Origin of the sequence: Buttiauxella sp. WJP83 (assembly GCF_027594725.1) — a bacterium.
GTDB lineage: Bacteria > Pseudomonadota > Gammaproteobacteria > Enterobacterales > Enterobacteriaceae > Buttiauxella > Buttiauxella selenatireducens.
In genome coordinates, this window is record NZ_CP110080.1 from 3,750,861 (window position 1) to 3,774,088 (window position 23,228).

The window sequence follows — 23,228 nt, forward strand, 5'->3', positions numbered from 1 at the left end:
TTTTATTCGTCATGAAACAAAAGATTCCTTATGAAAATATTCTGCAACTAATGTGCCACTCACTTTCATTGATGCCAAGGAAAGGAAGATGCCGCATTCCGATTTAATGCTGATACTTACCTGCCAAGGTGAATGAACCAGAATGGTTCCCATGGCATGTGCAAACGCACTAACAAAGTGCGTTAACGTTGTTCAAGCTCATCAAGCTCGGAATACAACTCTGCAATGTGATGAATGCGCTGGCGGCCCGTGGTTAACGCTTCATGCAATACTGCGTTGGAAAGTAAATTCACCAGACTCATCGCACTGCTGTAACTGTCAAACGCAGATACGCTATCGAGCGGCGCTGCAAAGTGCCAGCGACAATATGGCGTCAGCCCAGAGCCTTGCGCTTCACTCATTACCAGAAGCGGCACCTGGCGTTTATGCAGATTTGCCAGCAACGGCTTGATGATGCGCGGACGCCTGCGAAACGCGATAGCAACGACACAATCGTGTTCGTTAATATCCACGACCTCTTCCGCCAGCGTCTGCCCCGGTTGAGGTAATAAATAAACATCGCTACGAATTTGCAATAACTGCTGGCGTAAGTGCATGGCAACGGGCCATGAATTTCTTAACCCTATAATAAAAATGCGTTTTGCAGCATTCAGCGCGGTGACAACATCAGCAAACTGTTGCGTTTCAAGCAGGCTTACCCATTGCGTCAGGTTGGCCATTTCCTGTTTGTAATGCCGCGCCAGTAATGTATTTCCTTGCACCGCGTCGCGGTTTTCAGTCAATGGCATCCCGCTCTGGCGCAGGGTACGCAGCTCCTCGCGCATGTCTTTGTAACGTTCATAGCCAAGGCGTTTGAATAAGCGGCTGACGGTGGCTTTTGATACGCCAGAAAGACGTGCCAGTTCTGCACTGTTGTAACTGATCAGGTCATCAAAATGATCGACGATAAACGCTGCAACCCGCTGTTCTTGCGGAGAAAGCTGTTCGTACGTCGCTCTCAATCGTTCATCTAATTGTTTCATTATGGCCTCTGTAACTTTTGTTTCACCCGAGACTGGCACAGTGAAACTCATCGCGTCAACCTGGAACATCTTTTGCTTAACTATAACTTCAGCTTACGTTCATAGAGATAAAGACGATGATGCAAAGCAATATGGCACCTTCAGGTATGGCGGTCACACCGCACCATTTGGCGAGTGAAACCGCATTATCCGTACTGCGCCATGGCGGTGACGCCATCGAGGCGATGGTCGCAGCGGCAGCCACCATCGCTGTGGTTTATCCTCATATGAATGGAATTGGCGGTGATGGCTTTTGGCTAATTGTTCAGCCAGAAGGCGAACCTATTGCGATTGATGCCAGCGGTGCCGCGGGCTCCCTTGCTTCCATCGAGCTTTACAGCAGCGAAAAAAATATCCCCCATCGAGGCCCAAAAGCGGCGTTGACCGTTCCCGGCACGCTTAGCGGGTGGAATGAGGCGTTAAAAGTTGCGGTAGAACTGGGTGGCGGACAGTTGCCGCTCTCGCGTTTATTGGCCGATGCCATTCGCTATGCGGCAGATGGCATTCCGGTGACAACATCTCAAACCCTGGCGACGCACAGTAAATATGACGAACTGGTCAACATTGCAGGCTTCGCCGAGACTTTTTTGCACAGGAGTGAGATTCCTCGGGTCGGCAGCCGCTTTACCCAACCCAGGCTTGCCGAAACGCTGGCACGTCTGACCGTTGAAGGTCTTGATAGCTTTTATCGCGGGCCACTCTCGGTTCTCATCGCCGAAGAACTTGCTGATTTAGGGGTGCCGATAACACGGCAAGATCTCGCAGCCCAGCGAGCAAAACGCAGGATACCTCTGCGACTTAGCCACCAGCACGGTGAGATTTTTAATATGACTCCACCGACCCAGGGCCTGGTTTCACTGGCGATTTTGGGCATAACCGATCATTTAGACATGGCACAAGCCGACGAAACCCAAACCGTTCACCGCATCGTAGAAGCCACCAAAAAAGCGTTTGCGTTGCGCGATAAATACATCACCGACCCGCGCCATATCACCACCTCCATCCAAAGTTTGTTAGACCCTCAACCGCTCGCCCGCCTTGCCGCAGAAATTGACGACAACAACGCGGCTAGCTGGGGAACAGGAAAAGGCCCGGGTGACACGGTCTGGATGGGCGTCATTGACAGCAGTGGACTGGCCGTTTCATTTATTCAAAGTATTTATCATGAGTTCGGCAGCGGCGTTGTGCTGCCAAAGAGCGGGGTTCTGTGGCAAAACCGTGGCGCGGCGTTCAATCTCGATCCCGAAAGCCTGTTAAGCCTGGCTCCGGGAAAACAACCGTTCCATACCTTGAATCCGGCGGCTGCGCGTCTTGCCGATGGAAGAATCATGGTTTACGGCTCAATGGGTGGCGACGGGCAACCTCAAACTCAGGCAGCCATTTTTACTCGTCATGTCATTCAGGGTATGCCGCTCCAGGAAGCGGTTACCGCACCACGTTGGTTACTAGGCAGAACATGGGGGCAAGCCTCTGACAACCTGAAATTAGAAGCCAGATTTAGCCCTGAAACCTTCGAAACCCTGCGTGAGTTAGGGCATGAAGTTGAGGCACTACCCGATTTTAGCGAGGCAGTGGGCCACGCGGGTGCCATTGTGCGCCATACCAACGGCATGCTCGAAGGAGCTTACGACCCGCGAAGCAACGGCAGTGCCGCTGGATTTTAAGGAATCAAAAATGACATCTACATTTATCGACTGGCCCACTTATATCCAGTTAATGGAACAACTTCTTAACGTTCCTCTTGACGATGCACGTCGTAGAGAGCTGGAAGTTCAGCTGGTACGCATGGCTGCGCTGGCCGAACCGTTGATGGAATTTCCGTTGCCGCAACGCCAGGAAGTGGCTGGGATTTATAAACTATGAACGGGCTGTCCATTCGCGAAATTCAGCAAGGATTAGTCCAGGGTAAGTTTTCAGCTGGCGAGTTGGCTCAATGTACGCTTGCAAAAATAGAGCAATGTAATCCTGGGATTAATGCATTTACCGAAGTGACTGCGCAGCGTTTACGACAAGAAGCCGAAGCCGTTGACCGACAGCGCTCACATGGGGCCCCCCTACCTCCGCTGGCTGGCGTCCCCTATGCGGTAAAGAATCTCTTTGATATTCAAGGCACGACAACACTTGCTGGCGCTGAGCTGTTTAGTTCACAACCTCCTGCAAGTACGGATGCGTTCGCTATCAAACAGTTGAGTGCAGCCGGAGCCATGCTTTCCGGTGCACTCAATATGGATGCGTACGCCTACGGCTTTACCACAGAAAATAATTGTTACGGCGCGACCCGAAATCCTCATGATACCGACCGCATTGCGGGCGGTTCATCGGGTGGTTCTGCGGCTGCCGTCGCCGCCGGAATGGTGAATTTTTCCCTTGGCACCGACACCAACGGATCTATTCGCGTTCCGGCTTCGCTGTGTGGTGTCTTAGGGTTGAAACCTACCTTTGGCCGCCTCTCACGCAGCGGTAGCCAGCCGTTTGTTGCCAGTCTTGATCATATTGGCCCATTTGCTCGCAATGTTGATGACCTGGCGCGCGTTTATGATGCTCTTCAGGGTCCCGATACCGCCGACCATTTCCAGTCAATACGCAGCATTGAATCTGTTACCGATAAACTGGAATGGGCTGGAAGTTTGCGATGCGCTGTTTTGGGTGGTTTTTTCGAGAGCTGGTGTGACGCTGAAGCAAAAGCCGCTGTAGCCCAGGTCGCTCACGCCCTTGAAGCCCTTGAAGCCCTTGAATCTATTTCACTGCCTGAAGCCGAATTAGCACGCGCGGCGGCCTTTTTGCTTTCCGCAGCCGAAGGGGGAAATCATTACTTACCTGCATTACGTGAACAAGCTGAACGCTTTGAGTTGAACTCTCGTGATCGCCTTTTGGCCGGAGCCATGACACCTTCAGCCTGGTACACACAAGCGCAACGGTTTCGGGGGTGGTTCCGTGATAAAACGCTGCCACTTTTCGAGCATTACGACCTGCTTATTGCTCCCGCAACCCCGTGCAGCGCCACATTACTTGGCCAACAAACCATGCATATCAACGGAACTGATCTTCCCGTCAAAGCCAGTATGGGAATGCTGACACAACCGATTTCTTTTCTTGGCTTGCCTGTTGTCACGGTGCCATTGATGACCGCAAATAGCATGCCCATTGGCGTGCAACTTATCGGGGCACCATGGCGTGAAGATATCTGCCTGAGAGCCGCCCATCAGCTTGAAATACAGGGTATGCTGGTAGGAAACCACCAGGTAAGGTAAATCCTATGATGCGAGACAATATTGATCGCCCGGCAATCGTCAACGAAGTCAGTGACGCTTTTTACCGCTACGAACAGGCGTTGATTACCAACGATATTGCAGTGTTAGATGAATTATTTTGGTCTGACCCCCGCACCGTTCGTTACGGCGCCAGTGAAAATCTGTATGGGATCGACGAGATCAGGGCGTTCAGAAATACCCGTTCATCTCAAGGTTTAGACCGACTTTTGCAAAACACGACCATCACCACTTACGGTGACGATATGGCGGTTGCCAGCACTGAATTTACTCGTGAAGGCAGCGATAAAATCGGCCGCCAGATGCAAACATGGGTCAAGTTCCCTTATGGCTGGCGTATCGTTGCAGCCCACGTCAGCATAATGAGTTAAACGGCGCGGCGGGTAATTTCAGTTTCACCCGCCACGCACATCATCCTTTAAACGGATGCGTTTTGACCCAGTGCTCGGCAATATCCTGGCGACGGCAAATCCACACATCATCATGCTGTTGCACATAATCCAGAAAACGCTGTAACGCTCTGAATCGGCCTGGACGTCCCAATAAGCGGCAATGCATACCAATCGACATCATTTTAGGTTCCGTTTCCCCTTCTGCATACAGCACATCAAAACTGTCCTTCAGATACGCATAAAACTGCTCGGCGGTATTAAAACCTTGCGCAGTGGCAAAGCGCATATCATTAGCATCAAGCGTGTAAGGCACAACCAGATGCGGTTTGATGGAGCCGTCGCTGCAGGTGACTTCACTCCAGAATGGCAGGTCGTCGCCATAATAATCACTGTCGTACAGGAAACTGCCGTTCTCCACCACCAGCCGACGAGTGTTCGGGCTGTCGCGGCCTGTATACCAGCCAAGCGGTTTGCTGCCGAATAAATCTTCCAGAATCTCGATAGCCTGATGCATATGCTGACGTTCTGTGGCTTCATCCAGATTTTGATAGTGGATCCAGCGCCAGCCATGGCTTACGACGTCATAATCCGCCGCTTTTATTGCTGCAACGATTTCAGGGTTGCGCGCCAGTGCCATCGCGACCCCGAAAATACTCATGGTCAGGCCGCGCTTCTGAAACTCATTGTGAATGCGCCAGAATCCGGCGCGCGATCCATATTCATACAGTGAATCCATCGACATATGGCGGTCAGGGAAACTGGCGGCACCGATAATATCAGAGAGGAATTGTTCAGAACCGGCGTCGCCATGCAGCACGTGGTTCTCTCCACCCTCTTCGAAATTGAGGACGAACTGCACGGCAACCCGGGAGTTTTTCGGCCACTGAGGATGTGGTGGCTTACCGGCGTAACCTTTCATGTCACGCGGGTAATTGCCGGTAAAGTGATAGCTCTTACTTTTCGGTTCTTCAGTCATGGTTCGGTTCCTTATGAGCCGAGCCATGAACATCAACTCAGCATGTCAAAACAGCCTGATAGCGGCTTGTTATTCGGATACGCAAGGTCACCGTGTTTACTCGTCCCGACGCCAAGAGCAATGAGGGATTCCACCATTTTCACTGCGGCGGTAACGCCATCAATAACGGGAATACCCAGTTCACTCGTTAGCTCTCGTGCAAGATTGGCCATTCCTCCACAACCCAGCACAATCGCTCCGCTGTTATCTTCTTTCATGGCTTGTATACAACGCTCACGTACCTTCAACTGAGCAAGACCCGTGCCATCTTCTAAAGCCAGCACCGGTAAATCGATCGCATGAACGGCGGCGCAGTGATGTTCGAATCCATACTGGCGCAGCAAGTGACGCGCAATAATCACGGTACGTGGCAGCGTAGTGACAATAGAAAAGCGTGTAGCAACGAGCGTGGCGACATGCATCGCCGCTTCAGCGATGCCGATCACTGGCCCGATGGCGAGTTCGCGTGCCGCCAACAACCCCGGATCGCCAAAACAGGCAATGACATGGCCACTAACGCCCTGTTCTTTGCCAAGTTTGATCTGCTCAAGGACCCCGATGGCAGCAATCGCCTCATCAAAATGTCCTTCTATAGACTCCACGCCTTGTGATGAACAAACGGCGATGATTTCACTGGAAGGAGCGGCCACGCTGCGTGCTGCTTCAGCAATAGTGTGCGTCATCGCCACGTTGGTGTTGGGATTGATAACCTGAATCAAATGTTGCGTCATATGAGTTCCTTGATGTTTTTTACCCCTGTGGATTAGCACCACCGCTGGGCATTCTTGTTTAATTTTGCACTATGATAAGGCGTAACTGATATCCGCATGGCTCTTTTTACGCGCCTTTCGCTCCAAAATCCCCGTTTATTCCTCGAAGAATGAAACCTGGCCTGGTTCATGCAACGAAAGTTTCAGACAACCCGTTAACCCCTGTTTTACCAGGAGCAGATATCATGCCAAACATTGAACCCAACACGACTGCCATGACCGATAGCCCCAACGCTGGGTATAGCCCGCGTCTGTGTAACGATGACCTGGCACCAACGCGTAACCAGACATGGTCCTGGTACAATATTTTTTCTTTCTGGATGTCCGATGTACACAGCATGGGTGGCTATGTTGTCGCCGCGAGCTTTTTCACATTAGGGCTGGCGAGTTGGCAGGTATTACTTTGCCTGTTGGTGGGAATTTGTATTGTGCAGCTGTGTGCGAATCTGGTCGCAAAACCAAGCCAGATGGCGGGCGTGCCTTATGCCGTGATTTGTCGTCAGGCCTTTGGCGTTTTTGGTGCCAATATTCCAGCGGTGATCCGCGGGCTCATAGCCTTTGCCTGGTACGGTATACAAACATATTTAGCCGCGAACGCGTTAATGTTGGTGTTACTCAAATTCTGGCCATCACTTGCCCCAATGACCACCGGGCACTTCCTGGGTCTTTCGCACCTCGGATGGGTATGCTTTGGCATTATGTGGGCATTACAGGCGGCAGTGTTCTGGCATGGCATGAACGCCATTAAACGATTCATTGATATCGCAGGTCCTGCTGTTTATATCGTAATGATGGCTCTGGCGGGTTGGATTTTGTATCAGACAGGATTTGACGGAATTTCGTTTACGCTTGCCAGCAAACAGCTCACTTCCGGTGAACAAGCGTGGCAGATGCTTACCGCTATCGCGCTGGTCGTTTCTTACTTCTCCGGCCCACTATTGAACTTCGGTGATTTCTCGCGCTACGGCAAAAGTATGAAAGAGATCCGCCGTGGCAATCGCTGGGGGCTACCGTTCAACTTCTTGCTGTTCTCTATCGTGACCGTTGTGATTGTCTCCGGTACTCAATCTCTGTTTGGCAAAATGATTACCGATCCAATTGAAACCGTCAGTCACGTGGGCAATAGCCTGGCGATGGCGATTGGTTTGCTGACTATGATCACCGCCACCATCGGTATTAATATCGTGGCGAATTTTGTTTCCCCCGCTTTCGACTTTTCTAACTGTTCACCGCAAAAAATCAGTTTCCGTACCGGTGGGATGATCGCTGCTGTTGGTTCCGTGTTGCTGACACCGTGGAACTTGTTCCAGTCCCCTGAGCTGATTCACTACACGCTTGATGTGTTGGGATCGTTCATTGGGCCGCTGTTCGGCATCCTGCTGACCGATTTCTACATCATTAAGCGCAGTAAAATTTATATCGATGATTTGTTCGATGACACTTCCAAAGGCCGCTATTGGTACAAAAGTGGGTTCAATCCGAAAGCGATTATGGCACTCGTGCCGTCTGTCGCGGTTTGCCTGACAATCAGCTTTATCCCATCACTGCATGAAGTCGCAAACTTTAGCTGGTTTATCGGGGCGTTTCTAAGCGCTGGCTGTTACCGCTGGCTGGCTCGAGCTGAAAAAGTGAGTGATGTAGCGGGATACAATGGGCAGGTTGTCGTTTCGAAGGATTAAGTTTTTAAAAGCTAAAACGACGAAAGCCTGAATCATTTCTGATTCAGGCTTTCTAATTGTGGCGGAACGGACGGGACTCGAACCCGCGACCCCCTGCGTGACAGGCAGGTATTCTAACCGACTGAACTACCGCTCCGCGTTTGTTCCCCGTCGGGAACGAGGCAGATATTACGTATTGCGCTCATGGGCGTCAACGGTTTTTCTTATAAAAATAATCGTTTGCCGTAAATTTCACCCAAACGGTGATTTTTAAGCCATTGCGGCTGCTTTTATAGTCGCCAAAGACAACTTCCGCCTTTCTTTTCCACCAGATCAAGCCGTGACTCATGCGCTTCGAGCTCAGCATCAGTGGCTCGAATGATGCGTACACCCGAACTACTGCGTATAACACGCTGAATTCCGTTATCTCCATTGCGCTGTTGAACATCCCCTTCCATGGCAAACTTCAGCGAAGTTTGCCCGCCCGTCATCATCAAATAGACATCGGACAAGATTTGGGCATCGAGCAATGCGCCGTGCAGCGTTCGCTTACTGTTGTCTATTTCGTAACGTGAGCAAAGCGCATCGAGACTGTTTCGCTTGCCCGGAAACATCTTTCGCGCGAGCGCAAGGCTGTCGGTGATTTTGCAGAAAGTATTGGTTTTCGGGATATCACGCTTGAGCTTACTGAACTCATAGTCCATGAACCCGATATCAAACGACGCGTTATGGATGACAAGCTCGGCACCGCGAATGTAATCCAGGAATGAATCTGCAACCTGCTCAAAGGTAGGTTTGTCCGCCAGAAACTCGTCGGCAATTCCATGCACGCCAAATGCTTCCGGGTCCACCAGCCGGTCTGGCTTTAAGTAGACATGGAAGTTATTGCCCGTCAGACGGCGGTTAATCACTTCAACCGCACCGATTTCAATAATGCGGTGCCCTTCGTAGTGAGCACCGATTTGGTTCATACCGGTGGTTTCAGTATCGAGAACGATCTGTCGTGTAATTGGTGTGCTCATGGCGCTCGTTTATGTCAGACTTGGTTTTTTAATCACAGGAAGTCTACCAGAGATGCGTAAACAGGTAGAAATTTTCACCGATGGCTCTTGCCTCGGTAATCCGGGCCCTGGTGGTTACGGTGCCATTCTACGGTACAAACAACACGAAAAAATTTTTAGCGTCGGCTATCGATTAACAACGAATAATCGCATGGAAATGATGGCGGCAATTGTCGCTCTTGAGGCGCTAATCGAACCTTGTGACATTGTGCTCAGCACTGACAGTCAATATGTGCGCCAGGGAATTACACAATGGATTCATAACTGGAAAAAACGTGGTTGGAAAACAGCCGATAAAAAGCCGGTGAAGAATGTCGACCTATGGCAACGTCTGGACGCCGCGCTGAGCGAACATAAAATCAGTTGGGAATGGGTGAAAGGCCACGCCGGTCACCCTGAAAACGAACGCTGCGATGAGCTTGCACGCGAAGCCGCGTCTAATCCAACTCTTGAAGATGTTGGTTATCAGCAAGAGGCGGTGAAACCTTAGTCGTTTCCTTAAACTGCCTGGTCGCGCCAACTGCTGAGCGGATTTGTGTTTTCGCTGAACGGCTTTTCATTGGATTCAGCGTAAGTGGCAGTGTCCTCTTACGCGCCACAATGACATGCATACAACCCAGCGCAGGCAGGTGAGTACTCAGCATTTTCCCACCTTGTTTACTCCAGGGTAAAACCTGGAAACTGCGCTGATGCATGACTTCAAAATTCAGCAATGCCAACCAGTCGAACATCCTCATCGGTGTAAACATCCTGCAATGGTAGGGTGTGCGCTTGCGCATAAAGGGCACGGCTTTGCCTAAACCTAACAAACTCATCGGGTTGAAGCTGCTCAGAATCAACCACCCGTCATCAATCAAAATCCGGTCGGCTTCGCGCAGCAATCCATGAGGATCCTGGCACCAGGGTAATGTATGAGCCAACATACATGCATCAACAGATTTTGCAGCAAAGGGTAAATGAAGTGGATCGGCATTTACCTGAAGTCTTTCGCCTTGTAGGCCGACATTAACCTGATGTGAAATAGCACACGCTTCAGTGTTAATTTCAGTACTTAGGTTGCCTATTTTCAACAGATGAAAACCAAACATTTTGGCAAGCCATGGTTGGAGCTGGATTTCCAACGCCTCACGGTAGTACTCGCCCCAGGGCAGTTCTCCCCAATGATGCGGTGAAATGAAATTTTCAGGTATCCTTGCCGGTTTCATCGCTACCTTCTTAACGCAATTCAATGAGGTTGAATTATGAATCTTAACAGTATTTCTGCGTTCCAGGATAACTACATCTGGGTCCTGAATGATGAACAGGGCAAATGCATCATTGTCGACCCGGGTGAGGCTCAACCGGTGCTTGAAGCAATTGAAGATAATCACTGGCAGCCAGAAGCTATTTTGTTGACTCACCATCACAACGACCATGTTGGTGGCGTGAAAGAACTTCTCAAAAAGTACCCAGGTCTTGTGGTATATGGACCTGAAGAGACACAAGATAAGGGAACGAACCGGGTAGTCAGAGAGGGTGATAAGGTCAATATTTTGAAGTATGAATTTAGCGTTATTGCCACACCCGGTCACACTTTAGGACATCTGTGTTTCTATAGTAAACCTTATCTTTTTTGCGGCGACACAATGTTTTCTGGAGGGTGCGGCAGGCTTTTTGAAGGCACAGCAGAGAATATGTATGATTCTTTTCAAAAGCTTAACAAACTACCTTCAGATACGTTAATTTGTTGCGCTCATGAGTACACTCTTTCAAATATGAAATTCTCCTTATCAATCTTACCTGACGATGAAGAGTTAAACCGATACTGTCGAAAAGTTAAGGAGTTACGCGCAAAAAACCACTCAACATTACCCAGTTCTCTGGCAATAGAGCGCAAAATAAATTTATTTTTAAGAACAAATGATGTTGATTTAAAAGATAAAATTAATAAAGAAACAAACTTGCAACAACCACAGCAGATATTCGCCTGGTTACGGACAAAGAAAGACGCATTCTGAATTTTCTGGTTGTGTTGTTGGAAAGTGGAAGGTATCCTTGCTCGTCTTTTAAGCAACTATTGACACACACATGAAGGCAAAAGCGATATTACTCGCCTCTGTCCTGCTTGTGGGGTGCCAGGCGTCAAGGCATGACGGCAACATCCAACAGCACGCACAGAGTCTGTCTGCAGCTGGTCAAGGTGAAGCAGGAAAGTACACGAGTACGCGATGGATGGACGATGGAACATACCTCGCAGATAACCAAAACTTGTGGAACTTCATTGGCGACGAGCTAAAGATGGGGATACCGGAAAATACCCGGATCCGCGAACAGAAACAGAAGTACCTTAAGAATAAGAGCTATCTCCACGATGTAACATTACGGGCAGAGCCGTATATGTACTGGATTGCCGGGCAAGTTAAGAAACGCAACATGCCAATGGAACTAGTACTGCTACCCATAGTGGAGAGCGCTTTTGACCCCCACGCTACATCATCTGCGAATGCCGCTGGCATCTGGCAGATTGTACCGAGTACGGGTCGGAATTATGGTTTAAAACAGACCAAAGCATACGATGCACGTCGTGATGTAGTGGCTTCCACCACTGCCGCTCTCGATATGATGCAGCGTCTGAACAAGATGTTCGACGGCGACTGGTTATTAACCGTGGCGGCGTACAACAGCGGCGAAGGTCGTGTACTGAAGGCAATGAAAGCGAATAAAGCTCGTGGCTTACCTACGGATTTTTGGTCGCTTTCACTGCCACGGGAAACCAAGATTTACGTACCAAAAATGCTGGCTTTGAGTGATATTCTCAAAAACAGCCAAAAGTACGGTGTACGCCTACCGACGACTGACGAAAGCCGTGCCTTAGCACGTGTGGAAGTTAGTGATCCGGTCGAGCTTACGCAGGTCGCCGAAATGGCCGGGATACCGTTAAAAACGCTGAAAACGTTCAATGCCGGAGTGAAAACTTCAACTATTGGCAAGACTCAGCGATATGTAATGGTTCCTAAGAAGCATGCTGAGCAGCTAAAAGCCTCTTTGGCTTCTGGTGAAATTGCAGCTGTGCAGCCTACGTTAGTTGCTGATAACAGGGCTAACGCGGGTGGCAATAAATCTTATCGTGTTCGTTCAGGTGATACCTTATCGAGCATTGCTACACGCTTAGGTGTTAGCACAAAAGATTTGCAGAGCTGGAATGGCATACGTGGCGCGAACATTAAAGTAGGCCAAACGCTTAGCGTCAAAAAAGGCGATGAGCGTTTAGCTAAAAACGATAGCATCACCTATAAGGTGCGTAAGGGTGACTCCTTGTCGAGTATCGCAAAACGTCACGGTGTGAACATCAAAGATGTTCTGCGCTGGAACGACGATACAGACAATCTGAAACCCGGTGATCAGTTAACGCTGTTTGTTAGCAATAACTCTACACCTGATACGTGATTGTGAATCAAAGAAAAAGGCACCTAAAAAGGTGCCTTTTTTATTTATGGCTTACGCTCGCCTGGCTTCCAGCATGATAATGTCGCTGGTGAACGAGCCATCAGGCTGCAATTCAAAGTAACGCTGCACTTCATCTGATGCACTTTGCTGATACATACGAATTGCATCAGCCAGAGTGGCAGGTGTTCTCATCCGTGCAATCCAACTTGAGAACCCCAAATTCAAACGGTCACACAATACGTTTTGCGAACTCAGCCCTGCATCATTAAACATACTCAGCCATTCACCAATGGAATAGTTACGCACGTGTGAGGTATCGCGTAATGCTTCAACCGTTTGCAACCAGATGTCCAACACTGGGTGTCCTGGTGACATCACATCCATAAAGATAACGACTCCAGCGGGTTTCAATACGCGCTTTACTTCTCGCAACGCTTTACCGACATCATGCCAGTGATGGGCTGAATAACGGCTTATCACAACATCAAACGAGCAATCATCGAAAGGCAAGACTTCGGCATAACCCTGCTCGGTTGTGAGATTATTGATTTCACGACTTTTAGCCGCTTCATTTACCACAACCAACATTTGCTCGGAGAGATCGTAGGCAACAACTTCCTTCACCTTCGCAGCAGCAATGAAACTCGCGTGCCCTGCCCCACACCCCATATCAAGTAACCGAGCATGAGGAAAAGCCTCCAGGCGTGTGCTGAGGCGCTCCAGATCGCGACCAGAAGCATGTACGGCGCTGGTCAGATAGGCACTTGCCTGTGAACCAAATTGTTGGCTGACTTTGTCATGGTGAGATTGTGTTGTCATTGAAATGTCCTTGCTGTTGATTATAAGTAAGGGCAGCACCGAGGTCTGCCCATTGGCAGACCTGACTAACCCTACTTAAGCTCAGGTATGCCGGGACGGAATTCGACGAGTAGAGGGTTGTGATCGGATGCACGAGTGACCAGAACAGAGGCTTCTGTGACGTTTAAACCACGGTAAAACACAAAATCGAGTGGACGGCCAAAAGCACGACGACGATGGTCATCGGTGAAGCGAACTTCGCGTAACGTCATATCGCGAGCAAAGCGGTAAAGCGCATTCATGCGTGGGCGACTCCAGGCATTAAAATCCCCCGCCATGATAACCGGCCCATTATGGTGACCAATTTGATCGCCAATGGGCCCAAGTTGTTTGCTGTAAACATCCACACCCAGACTGAAATTCACAGCATGAATATTAACTACCATCAGCAGACGGCCATCAGGCAAAGGATAAACGGTCACTAACGCAGATTTTGACAGCCGTAAAATCGGCTCACGCTCACGTAATGGACAGCAATAAACAGGATGAGCAGCAGACAACGTCATGACACCTGAAGGGTGCTGAGGCAAGACAAATGCCGGCACCTGATCTGCAGCCAGATAATTACTGGTGGCAAACTTAACGAGCTCAGGAGTCGTTTGCGCCTCTTGCAATAAAACCAGATGGGCATCTTTACCGAAGTTTTGCAGCACCGAAAGCCATTCAGCTCGCTGCTGCTTGAAGATATTCCATACTAATACTTTTAAGGATCCTTCACTTGGCAATGGTTCTCCGGGCGGCAATGCCTGACCGATAGTTGCAAAGGAGCCAGGAGGCAGAATGCGTTCTGCTGGCTGACCGGCAACATATCTCATGGCATAAGTATTTTTGCGCACGTTTTTACTAATGACCTCTGTAACCAAAGAAGCCTCCAAATCGAAGGCTGTCATTCAGTTATAGGGACTTTAGGTCTGAGTTTCAACGACCAATTCAAACCATTGGTGAACAAGACCGTAAGTATTTGCTAACAGCCTTGTTCGTGCAGGTTAACCGATAGCAACTTCACGACGCGTGTCGAGACGCCCACTTAAGTTAATGAGAAGCAATGCACCAGCAACAATCACCGCACCGATCCATGGCGTTTGCGCCAAACCAAAGCTTTGCACTGTTTGACCGCCAATAACCGATCCTAACGCTATCCCTATATTAAATGCGGCGATATTCAATCCAGAGGCAACATCGACTGCATTTGGAGTGTATTCCTCTGCCTTTTGCACTACGTACACCTGCAATCCAGGCACATTCCCGAAAGCGAAAATCCCCATCACCAACACAGTGACTAAAGCACCAATATGCGAGCTCGCGGTGAATTGGAAGAGCAGCAGTAATGCAGCAAGTGCTGTAAAAATGAACTTTAACGCAGACACTGCACCATGACGGTCGGCAAGTTTCCCACCCCAAATATTACCAATCGCAACAGATACTCCGTAACCCAATAAAATCCAACTAACGGCTGCTGGAGAATAACCTGCAAGGTTTTGCATCATTGGGGCCAGGAAAGTAAATGCGGTAAACACGCCACCATAACCCAGTGCTGTTATCGCATAAATGATCAGCAAGCGCGGATGGGTCATCACTTTCAATTGATCTTTCAAACTGGCAACGGCTCGAGTTGGGATGTTTTTAGGGATCAGAATAGTGCTGCTAATTAAAGCGATGACACCAATGGCAGAAACCGCGAGGAAGGTTTCGCGCCATCCAAAATGCTGACCGATAAATGTCCCCAATGGAACACCTGTCACAAGTGCAACGGTTAAACCACCAAACATAATCGCGATTGCGGAGGCTGCTTTCTCCTTAGGTACAAGGCTGGTTGCAATGGTAGAACCCACAGAGAAGAAGACGCCGTGCGCCAGGCCGGTCAGCAGACGAGCAATAACTAATGTTTCATAGTTTGGAGAAAGCCAGGCTAACAAATTGCCTGCGGTGAAAAGTACCATCAGACCAATCAGCAGCTGCTTACGAGGCAGTTTTCCGGTTAATGCAGTCAATACAGGTGCCCCGACCGCAACACCTAATGCATAAATTGAAACCAACAGCCCCGCAGAGGGCAATGAAATTGAAAGTTGATCAGCAATAGTGGGTACGAGCCCAACAATAACGAATTCGGTAGTACCGATTGCGAATGCACTGATAGTCAGCGCCAGTAGTGCCAGAGGCATGATTTACTCCATAGCAGGTGTCTTTTGATGACACGCAGTATGGCAAGATGGTTAAATAACAAAAATATGCAAAATCTCAATACAATTTTGCTTCAGGAGCAATAATGAAAGCAACCTCTGATGAACTGGCGATTTTTGTCGCTGTAGTGGAAAGCGGAAGTTTTAGCCGCGCAGCGACTCAGCTCGAGCTGGCTAATTCAGCAGTAAGCCGCTCGGTAAAGAAATTAGAAATGAAATTAGGTGTGAGTCTGCTAAATCGCACAACGCGCCAGTTGAGCCTGACTGAGGAAGGTGAACGCTATTTCCGCCGCGTGCAGCAGGTTTTACAGGAAATGGCAGCGGCAGAGAATGAACTGATGGAGACACGACAAAGTCCTCGTGGCCTACTCCGCATTGATGCTGCAACGCCAGTAATGCTGCATCTCTTAATGCCGCTTATTAAGCCCTTCCGCGAACGTTATCCGGAAGTAACACTCTCGCTCATCTCATCAGAGACATTCATCAACCTGATTGAGAGAAAAGTCGATGTGGCCATTCGCGTGGGCACGTTGACGGACTCCTCGCTTCGAGCCAGACCACTTTTTACCAGCCGCCGTAAAATTATCGCCTCTCCGGAATATTTAGCGCAGTACGGTATGCCACGCAGCGCTGAAGATCTTCAGGATCATATTTGTCTTGGTTTCTCAGAGACAGAGAGTCTGAATAAATGGCCCGTCGCGCAAGCAGATGGCTTGCCTTACGACATTACTGCGGGGATAACATCGAATAGTGGTGAAACACTCAAGCAACTTTGCCTGATGGGAAATGGTATCGCGTGTCTTTCTGATTATATGATTAATAAAGAAATTGCTGAGGGCAGGTTCATTGAGTTACTGACTGACAGGCTTTTACCTGTTGAAATGCCATTTAGTGCGGTGTATTACAGCGACCGAGCAGTGAGTAGCCGCATTCGGGCATTCATTGATTTTCTAAGTGAGCAGGTTCAACAGCCCCCAAAGGGGCTGTAATGGAAAATTAATCCCAGTCTGGAGCCAACCCTTCCGGGCTAACCAGACGATCATTGCAATCCAGTGCCGCAATAGCGGCGAGATCATCAACGTCCAGAGTTATAGTCTGCGCTTGTAGGTTGCTTTGCAGATTCTCTCGTTTTGTAGATGAAGGAATAACTGAGTAACCCAGCGCCATTGCCCATGCCAAAATTACCTGCGCTGGGGTTGCAGCATGTTTCTTAGCAATTCGGCCTATGACTTCATCTGCCAATGCTTTCCCATACGCAAGCGTCATATAAGAGGTGATGTGGATATCATGTGCGTGTGCCCAATCAACCACTTTGCTATTCTGCAGGTAAGGTGAAATCTCAATTTGGTTGGTAGCAATATTCTCTGCACCGACCGCATCAATGGCTTGTTGCATCAGATCGATGGTGAAGTTAGAGACGCCAATCTGACGCGTAAGCCCTTCGTTTTTAGCTTCCAAAAGTGCCTGCATAAACTCAGCTACCGGAACAGCATCTTTTGGTGATGGCCAGTGAATGAGCGTCAAATCAACATAATCGGTACGCAATTTACGTAGGCTTTCTTTCAGGCTGTGAATGAGTTTGTCTTTGCTAAGATTCTCAATCCAGATTTTGGTAGTAATAAATAACTCTTCACGAACCACGCCACTTTCTTCAATCGCCAGCCCTACAGCCGCTTCGTTGTCATAGATTTGTGCGGTATCAACACTACGATAGCCCAACTCTAAAGCTGTTTTTACTGATGCGATAACTACGTCGTCTTTTAAGCGAAAAGTACCTAAACCAAATGCAGGAATTGTCATTTTTTACCTCGTTAGGGGGTATTTGTTGTTAATACGAGGATTATGGCGTCAGTAACCTTGCTGAAAAAGACAGATAAATGCACAAGATATTTGCGTTAAACGCAATAATAGAGGAGTTTTTTCTAAATTTTAGACAAGAAAAAAGCCCTGAGTCTAAAAGACTCAGGGCTTAATAAGTGGCGGAACGGACGGGACTCGAACCCGCGACCCCCTGCGTGACAGGCAGGTATTCTAACCGACTGAACTACCGCTCCACCGAATTTCTTGTCACTACCGAATTTTACTTCGGTTTACTTCCTGAATTTGGAGCCTGGCAGTTCCCTACTCTCGCATGGGGAGACCCCACACTACCATCGGCGCTACGGCGTTTCACTTCTGAGTTCGGCATGGGGTCAGGTGGGACCACCGCGCTACTGCCGCCAGGCATATTCTGTTTTCATCAACCGTCACAGTGTTACCTGCAACCATCGACTTAAAATCTTGGAATTAAGCTGAAAATCAAATGTCTTCGTCTCTCAACCAAAACACCTTCGGTGTTGTAAGGTTAAGCCTCACGGATCATTAGTACTGGTTAGCTCAACGTATCGCTACGCTTACACACCCAGCCTATCAACGTCGTAGTCTTCAACGTTCCTTCAGGAGACTCAGGGTCTCAGGGAGAATTCATCTCGGGGCAAGTTTCGCGCTTAGATGCTTTCAGCGCTTATCTTTTCCGCATTTAGCTACCGGGCAATGCCATTGGCATGACAACCCGAACACCAGTGATGCGTCCACTCCGGTCCTCTCGTACTAGGAGCAGCCCCCCTCAATTCTCCAGCGCCCACGGCAGATAGGGACCGAACTGTCTCACGACGTTCTAAACCCAGCTCGCGTACCACTTTAAATGGCGAACAGCCATACCCTTGGGACCTACTTCAGCCCCAGGATGTGATGAGCCGACATCGAGGTGCCAAACACCGCCGTCGATATGAACTCTTGGGCGGTATCAGCCTGTTATCCCCGGAGTACCTTTTATCCGTTGAGCGATGGCCCTTCCATTCAGAACCACCGGATCACTAAGACCTGCTTTCGCACCTGCTCGAGCCGTCACTCTCGCAGTCAAGCTAGCTTATGCCTTTGCACTAACCTCACGATGTCCGACCGTGATTAGCTAACCTTCGTGCTCCTCCGTTACGCTTTAGGAGGAGACCGCCCCAGTCAAACTACCCACCAGACACTGTCCGCAACCCGGATCACGGGTCTACGTTAGAACATCAAACATTAAAGGGTGGTATTTCAAGGTTGGCTCCACGCAGACTGGCGTCCACGCTTCAAAGCCTCCCACCTATCCTACACATCAAGGCTCAATGTTCAGTGTCAAGCTATAGTAAAGGTTCACGGGGTCTTTCCGTCTTGCCGCGGGTACACTGCATCTTCACAGCGATTTCAATTTCACTGAGTCTCGGGTGGAGACAGCCTGGCCATCATTACGCCATTCGTGCAGGTCGGAACTTACCCGACAAGGAATTTCGCTACCTTAGGACCGTTATAGTTACGGCCGCCGTTTACCGGGGCTTCGATCAAGAGCTTCTCCTTACGGATAACCCCATCAATTAACCTTCCGGCACCGGGCAGGCGTCACACCGTATACGTCCACTTTCGTGTTTGCACAGTGCTGTGTTTTTAATAAACAGTTGCAGCCAGCTGGTATCTTCGACTGCCTTCAGCTCCATCCGCAAGGGACTTCACCTACCGACAGCGTGCCTTCTCCCGAAGTTACGGCACCATTTTGCCTAGTTTCCTTCACCCGAGTTCTCTCAAGCGCCTTGGTATTCTCTACCTGACCACCTGTGTCGGTTTGGGGTACGATTTGATGTTACCTGATGCTTAGAGGCTTTTCCTGGAAGCAGGGCATTTGTTACTTCAGCACCGTAGTGCCTCGTCATCACACCTCAGCGTTAACAGAAGTCCGGATTTACCTAAACTTCCCGCCTACATGCTTAAACCGGGACAACCGTCGCCCGGCTAACATAGCCTTCTCCGTCCCCCCTTCGCAGTAACACCGAGTACAGGAATATTAACCTGTTTCCCATCGACTACGCCTTTCGGCCTCGCCTTAGGGGTCGACTCACCCTGCCCCGATTAACGTTGGACAGGAACCCTTGGTCTTCCGGCGAGCGGGCTTTTCACCCGCTTTATCGTTACTTATGTCAGCATTCGCACTTCTGATACCTCCACCAGACCTCACAGTCCAGCTTCAACGGCTTACAGAAACGCTCCCCTACCCAACAACGCATAAGCGTCGCTGCCGCAGCTTCGGTGCATGGTTTAGCCCCGTTACATCTTCCGCGCAGGCCGACTCGACCAGTGAGCTATTACGCTTTCTTTAAATGATGGCTGCTTCTAAGCCAACATCCTGGCTGTCTGTGCCTTCCCACATCGTTTCCCACTTAACCATGACTTTGGGACCTTAGCTGGCGGTCTGGGTTGTTTCCCTCTTCACGACGGACGTTAGCACCCGCCGTGTGTCTCCCGTGATAACATTCTTCGGTATTCGTAGTTTGCATCGGGTTGGTAAGCCGGGATGGCCCCCTAGCCGAAACAGTGCTCTACCCCCGAAGATGAGTTCACGAGGCGCTACCTAAATAGCTTTCGGGGAGAACCAGCTATCTCCCGGTTTGATTGGCCTTTCACCCCCAGCCACAAGTCATCCGCTAATTTTTCAACATTAGTCGGTTCGGTCCTCCAGTTAGTGTTACCCAACCTTCAACCTGCCCATGGCTAGATCACCGGGTTTCGGGTCTATACCCTGCAACTTAACGCCCAGTTAAGACTCGGTTTCCCTGCGGCTCCCCTATACGGTTAACCTTGCTACAGAATATAAGTCGCTGACCCATTATACAAAAGGTACGCAGTCACCCCATAAAAGAGGCTCCCACTGCTTGTACGTACACGGTTTCAGGTTCTGTTTCACTCCCCTCGCCGGGGTTCTTTTCGCCTTTCCCTCACGGTACTGGTTCACTATCGGTCAGTCAGGAGTATTTAGCCTTGGAGGATGGTCCCCCCATATTCAGACAGGATACCACGTGTCCCGCCCTACTCTTCGAGTTCACAGCAAGTGCATTTTTGTGTACGGGAGTATCACCCTGTACCCTGCGACTTTCCAGACGCTTCCACTAATGCACAAACTGATTCAGACTCTGGGCTGCTCCCCGTTCGCTCGCCGCTACTGGGGGAATCTCGGTTGATTTCTTTTCCTCGGGGTACTTAGATGTTTCAGTTCCCCCGGTTCGCTTCGTTAAGCTATGTATTCACTTAACGATAGTGTGACGAATCACACTGGGTTTCCCCATTCGGAAATCGTCGGTTATAACGGTTCATATCACCTTACCGACGCTTATCGCAGATTAGCACGTCCTTCATCGCCTCTGACTGCCAGGGCATCCACCGTGTACGCTTAGTCGCTTAACCTCACAACCCGAAGATGTCTCGTGAGACACAATCGAAGTTGCGAAAATTTGAGAGACTCGAACACACCGATACTTCCTTTCTTATTACGGAGAAAGGAAACAGTGTGTCGTTTCAATTTTCAGCTTGTTCCAGATTTTTAAAGAGCAAATATCTCAAACGTGACTGTTAAGTCAGTTTTGAGATATTGAGGTCGGTGACTTTCACTCACAAACCAGCAAGTGGCGTCCCCTAGGGGATTCGAACCCCTGTTACCGCCGTGAAAGGGCGGTGTCCTGGGCCTCTAGACGAAGGGGACACTGAAGTCTCACTCGCAAGACGCCTTGCTGCTTTACTTTCATCAGACAATCTGTGTGAGCACTACGCAAGTTCGTATCTATTAGGTAAGGAGGTGATCCAACCGCAGGTTCCCCTACGGTTACCTTGTTACGACTTCACCCCAGTCATGAATCACAAAGTGGTAAGCGCCCTCCCGAAGGTTAAGCTACCTACTTCTTTTGCAACCCACTCCCATGGTGTGACGGGCGGTGTGTACAAGGCCCGGGAACGTATTCACCGTAGCATTCTGATCTACGATTACTAGCGATTCCGACTTCACGGAGTCGAGTTGCAGACTCCGATCCGGACTACGACACACTTTATGAGGTCCGCTTGCTCTCGCGAGGTCGCTTCTCTTTGTATGCGCCATTGTAGCACGTGTGTAGCCCTACTCGTAAGGGCCATGATGACTTGACGTCATCCCCACCTTCCTCCAGTTTATCACTGGCAGTCTCCTTTGAGTTCCCGGCCGAACCGCTGGCAACAAAGGATAAGGGTTGCGCTCGTTGCGGGACTTAACCCAACATTTCACAACACGAGCTGACGACAGCCATGCAGCACCTGTCTCACAGTTCCCGAAGGCACTAAGGCATCTCTGCCGAATTCTGTGGATGTCAAGAGTAGGTAAGGTTCTTCGCGTTGCATCGAATTAAACCACATGCTCCACCGCTTGTGCGGGCCCCCGTCAATTCATTTGAGTTTTAACCTTGCGGCCGTACTCCCCAGGCGGTCGACTTAACGCGTTAGCTCCGGAAGCCACTCCTCAAGGGAACAACCTCCAAGTCGACATCGTTTACGGCGTGGACTACCAGGGTATCTAATCCTGTTTGCTCCCCACGCTTTCGCACCTGAGCGTCAGTCTTTGTCCAGGGGGCCGCCTTCGCCACCGGTATTCCTCCAGATCTCTACGCATTTCACCGCTACACCTGGAATTCTACCCCCCTCTACAAGACTCTAGCTTGCCAGTTTCGAATGCAGTTCCCAGGTTGAGCCCGGGGATTTCACATCCGACTTGACAAACCGCCTGCGTGCGCTTTACGCCCAGTAATTCCGATTAACGCTTGCACCCTCCGTATTACCGCGGCTGCTGGCACGGAGTTAGCCGGTGCTTCTTCTGCGAGTAACGTCAATCGCTAAGGTTATTAACCTTAACGCCTTCCTCCTCGCTGAAAGTACTTTACAACCCGAAGGCCTTCTTCATACACGCGGCATGGCTGCATCAGGCTTGCGCCCATTGTGCAATATTCCCCACTGCTGCCTCCCGTAGGAGTCTGGACCGTGTCTCAGTTCCAGTGTGGCTGGTCATCCTCTCAGACCAGCTAGGGATCGTCGCCTAGGTGAGCCATTACCTCACCTACTAGCTAATCCCATCTGGGCACATCTGATGGCATGAGGCCCGAAGGTCCCCCACTTTGGTCCGAAGACGTTATGCGGTATTAGCTACCGTTTCCAGTAGTTATCCCCCTCCATCAGGCAGTTTCCCAGACATTACTCACCCGTCCGCCGCTCGTCACCCAGGAGCAAGCTCCCTGTGCTACCGCTCGACTTGCATGTGTTAGGCCTGCCGCCAGCGTTCAATCTGAGCCATGATCAAACTCTTCAATTAAAAGCTTGATTTGCTTCAACTCGTGAAGCGATGCTCAAAAATTAACTTTCGTAATAATTCAACTAAATGAATTACTGCTTGGTCACTCTTCAAGACTTGATATTTTTTTGATACCCGAAGGTATCTGAGATATCAATCCTGCGAGTGCCCACACAGATTGTCTGATAAATTGTTAAAGAGCAGTGAGTTACGCGCTTTCGCTTGCTAACTCGAGGTGGCGTATATTACGCTTTCCTCTTTCAGAGTCAAGCGTTTATTTTCGCTTTTCGTCTGACTGACGGGCCGGTTTGTAAGCCGTTGTGCCGTGTCAGTGGAGGCGCAGTATAGGGATTTTCTGGAAGCTGACAACCCCTATTTTCAAAATAAT

The 23,228-nt window shown here is 49.7% G+C and carries 17 protein-coding genes, 3 tRNA genes, 3 rRNA genes and 1 pseudogene; 9 read left to right on the plus strand and 15 right to left on the minus strand.

Annotated features, from left to right (window positions below; translation table 11 throughout):
* Positions 1-182: 182 nt before the first annotated feature.
* The gene (locus tag OH773_RS17365; RefSeq protein WP_270140407.1) at positions 183-1,022 is read right to left on the minus strand and encodes a MurR/RpiR family transcriptional regulator; all 840 of its coding nucleotides are present in this window, start codon (positions 1,020-1,022) and stop codon (positions 183-185) included.
* A gap of 116 nt (positions 1,023-1,138) precedes the next feature.
* On the opposite strand from OH773_RS17365, the gene OH773_RS17370 reads away from it, so the two are divergent.
* From OH773_RS17370 to hpxZ, 4 genes are read left to right on the plus strand one after another with little or no spacing between them, the layout of a single operon-like run.
* Positions 1,139-2,725: a gamma-glutamyltransferase family protein gene (locus OH773_RS17370; protein WP_270140409.1), complete on the plus strand. Its 1,587-nt coding sequence runs from the start codon at positions 1,139-1,141 to the stop codon at positions 2,723-2,725.
* A 10-nt stretch (positions 2,726-2,735) separates the two neighbouring features.
* Positions 2,736-2,924, plus strand: a complete 189-nt coding sequence (gene hpxX / locus OH773_RS17375) for an oxalurate catabolism protein HpxX (RefSeq protein ID WP_183271415.1) — start codon at positions 2,736-2,738, stop codon at positions 2,922-2,924.
* On the plus strand, positions 2,921-4,312 hold the full coding sequence (locus OH773_RS17380; RefSeq protein WP_270140412.1) for an AtzE family amidohydrolase: 1,392 nt from the start codon (positions 2,921-2,923) through the stop codon (positions 4,310-4,312). Before hpxX ends, OH773_RS17380 begins: the two co-directional genes overlap by 4 nt.
* 5 nt (positions 4,313-4,317) lie before the next feature.
* Positions 4,318-4,701: an oxalurate catabolism protein HpxZ gene (gene hpxZ, locus OH773_RS17385; RefSeq protein WP_183271417.1), complete on the plus strand. Its 384-nt coding sequence runs from the start codon at positions 4,318-4,320 to the stop codon at positions 4,699-4,701.
* A gap of 40 nt (positions 4,702-4,741) precedes the next feature.
* On the opposite strand, the gene puuE is transcribed toward hpxZ, so the two are convergent.
* Entirely contained in the window at positions 4,742-5,698 is a 957-nt protein-coding gene (puuE, locus tag OH773_RS17390; protein ID WP_270140415.1) for an allantoinase PuuE, read from the minus strand.
* A gap of 32 nt (positions 5,699-5,730) precedes the next feature.
* A complete protein-coding gene (locus tag OH773_RS17395; protein WP_270140417.1) occupies positions 5,731-6,468 on the minus strand; it encodes an aspartate/glutamate racemase family protein in 738 nt (245 codons plus the stop codon).
* Positions 6,469-6,692: 224 nt separating this feature from the next.
* Here OH773_RS17395 and OH773_RS17400 point away from each other — a divergent pair, with 224 nt between their 5' ends.
* Entirely contained in the window at positions 6,693-8,186 is a 1,494-nt protein-coding gene (locus OH773_RS17400) for an NCS1 family nucleobase:cation symporter-1 (RefSeq protein ID WP_270140419.1), read from the plus strand.
* A gap of 59 nt (positions 8,187-8,245) precedes the next feature.
* Here the strand turns inward: OH773_RS17400 and OH773_RS17405 are convergent.
* A tRNA-Asp gene (locus OH773_RS17405) sits at positions 8,246-8,322 on the minus strand.
* Positions 8,323-8,455: 133 nt separating this feature from the next.
* Positions 8,456-9,187 (minus strand): DNA polymerase III subunit epsilon, encoded by a 732-nt coding sequence (gene dnaQ, locus OH773_RS17410; protein ID WP_270140421.1) that lies wholly within the window; start codon positions 9,185-9,187, stop codon positions 8,456-8,458.
* On the opposite strand from dnaQ, the gene rnhA reads away from it, so the two are divergent.
* Positions 9,141-9,716, plus strand: a complete 576-nt coding sequence (rnhA, locus tag OH773_RS17415) for a ribonuclease HI (RefSeq protein WP_270140423.1) — start codon at positions 9,141-9,143, stop codon at positions 9,714-9,716. The two genes, dnaQ and rnhA, sit on opposite strands and share 47 nt — an antisense overlap.
* Here rnhA and OH773_RS17420 read toward each other — a convergent pair.
* Positions 9,664-10,431, minus strand: coding sequence for a class I SAM-dependent methyltransferase (locus OH773_RS17420; protein ID WP_270140425.1), 768 nt, complete (start codon positions 10,429-10,431; stop codon positions 9,664-9,666). The two genes, rnhA and OH773_RS17420, sit on opposite strands and share 53 nt — an antisense overlap.
* Positions 10,432-10,467: 36 nt before the next feature.
* Between OH773_RS17420 and gloB the strand changes: the two genes are divergently transcribed.
* Complete coding sequence (gene gloB, locus OH773_RS17425; protein ID WP_270140427.1) at positions 10,468-11,223, plus strand: hydroxyacylglutathione hydrolase; 756 nt, start codon at positions 10,468-10,470, stop codon at positions 11,221-11,223.
* 70 nt (positions 11,224-11,293) lie between these two features.
* A complete protein-coding gene (gene mltD / locus OH773_RS17430) occupies positions 11,294-12,652 on the plus strand; it encodes a murein transglycosylase D (protein ID WP_270140429.1) in 1,359 nt (452 codons plus the stop codon).
* Positions 12,653-12,703: 51 nt separating this feature from the next.
* On the opposite strand, the gene OH773_RS17435 is transcribed toward mltD, so the two are convergent.
* From OH773_RS17435 to OH773_RS17445, 3 genes are all read right to left on the minus strand, one after another.
* Positions 12,704-13,471, minus strand: coding sequence for a class I SAM-dependent methyltransferase (locus OH773_RS17435; protein ID WP_270140431.1), 768 nt, complete (start codon positions 13,469-13,471; stop codon positions 12,704-12,706).
* Positions 13,472-13,542: 71 nt separating this feature from the next.
* A complete protein-coding gene (locus OH773_RS17440) occupies positions 13,543-14,346 on the minus strand; it encodes an endonuclease/exonuclease/phosphatase family protein (RefSeq protein WP_183273297.1) in 804 nt (267 codons plus the stop codon).
* Positions 14,347-14,496: 150 nt separating this feature from the next.
* Positions 14,497-15,672, minus strand: coding sequence for an MFS transporter (locus OH773_RS17445; protein WP_270140435.1), 1,176 nt, complete (start codon positions 15,670-15,672; stop codon positions 14,497-14,499).
* Positions 15,673-15,776: 104 nt separating this feature from the next.
* Here OH773_RS17445 and yafC point away from each other — a divergent pair.
* A pseudogene (yafC, locus tag OH773_RS17450) lies at positions 15,777-16,690 on the plus strand (DNA-binding transcriptional regulator YafC).
* Here the strand turns inward: yafC and dkgB are convergent.
* From dkgB to OH773_RS17480, 6 genes are all read right to left on the minus strand, one after another.
* Positions 16,687-17,490, minus strand: a complete 804-nt coding sequence (dkgB, locus tag OH773_RS17455) for a 2,5-didehydrogluconate reductase DkgB (protein WP_270140437.1) — start codon at positions 17,488-17,490, stop codon at positions 16,687-16,689. The pseudogene yafC and the gene dkgB sit on opposite strands and share 4 nt — an antisense overlap.
* 177 nt (positions 17,491-17,667) lie before the next feature.
* A tRNA-Asp gene (locus tag OH773_RS17460) sits at positions 17,668-17,744 on the minus strand.
* A 54-nt stretch (positions 17,745-17,798) separates the two neighbouring features.
* Positions 17,799-17,914 (minus strand): 5S ribosomal RNA (gene rrf, locus OH773_RS17465).
* Between the two features lie 116 nt (positions 17,915-18,030).
* A 23S ribosomal RNA gene (locus OH773_RS17470) occupies positions 18,031-20,940 on the minus strand.
* Between the two features lie 219 nt (positions 20,941-21,159).
* Positions 21,160-21,235, minus strand: a tRNA-Glu gene (locus OH773_RS17475).
* A gap of 86 nt (positions 21,236-21,321) precedes the next feature.
* Positions 21,322-22,861: ribosomal RNA gene (locus tag OH773_RS17480) — 16S ribosomal RNA — on the minus strand.
* Together the 16S, 23S and 5S rRNA genes with 2 tRNA genes alongside form the textbook arrangement of a ribosomal RNA operon.
* Between the last annotated feature and the right edge of the window lie 367 nt (positions 22,862-23,228).